Origin of the sequence: Citrobacter sp. Cs237 (assembly GCF_030332325.1) — a bacterium.
Lineage (GTDB): Bacteria > Pseudomonadota > Gammaproteobacteria > Enterobacterales > Enterobacteriaceae > Citrobacter_A > Citrobacter_A sedlakii.
In genome coordinates, this window is sequence record NZ_JAOWIB010000037.1 from 1 (window position 1) to 473 (window position 473).

The following is a 473-nucleotide window of genomic DNA, read 5'->3' on the forward strand; positions in this document are numbered from 1 at the left end:
GCTACGTAGCTCAGTTGGTTAGAGCACATCACTCATAATGATGGGGTCACAGGTTCGAATCCCGTCGTAGCCACCATCTTTTTTGCGGGAGTGGCGAAATTGGTAGACGCACCAGATTTAGGTTCTGGCGCCGCAAGGTGTGCGAGTTCAAGTCTCGCCTCCCGCACCATTCACCAGTACGCGTTGCACGGATGGGGTATCGCCAAGCGGTAAGGCACCGGTTTTTGATACCGGCATTCCCTGGTTCGAATCCAGGTACCCCAGCCATATTTCTTCGAGTTTGCGGATCACCGCGACGGTCATTGGGGTATCGCCAAGCGGTAAGGCACCGGTTTTTGATACCGGCATTCCCTGGTTCGAATCCAGGTACCCCAGCCATCGAAGAAATACTCTGGCTACGTAGCTCAGTTGGTTAGAGCACATCACTCATAATGATGGGGTCACAGGTTCGAATCCCGTCGTAGCCACCATCT

General features: G+C 53.7%; 4 tRNA genes. All 4 read left to right on the plus strand.

What is annotated here, in order from left to right:
• The first annotated feature begins 84 nt into the window (after positions 1–84).
• A tRNA-Leu gene (locus OGY07_RS01225) sits at positions 85–169 on the plus strand.
• Positions 170–192: 23 nt separating this feature from the next.
• Positions 193–267, plus strand: a tRNA-Gln gene (locus tag OGY07_RS01230).
• A gap of 36 nt (positions 268–303) precedes the next feature.
• Positions 304–378, plus strand: a tRNA-Gln gene (locus tag OGY07_RS01235).
• Between the two features lie 15 nt (positions 379–393).
• Positions 394–470: transfer RNA gene (locus OGY07_RS01240), tRNA-Met, on the plus strand.
• Positions 471–473 lie beyond the last annotated feature (3 nt).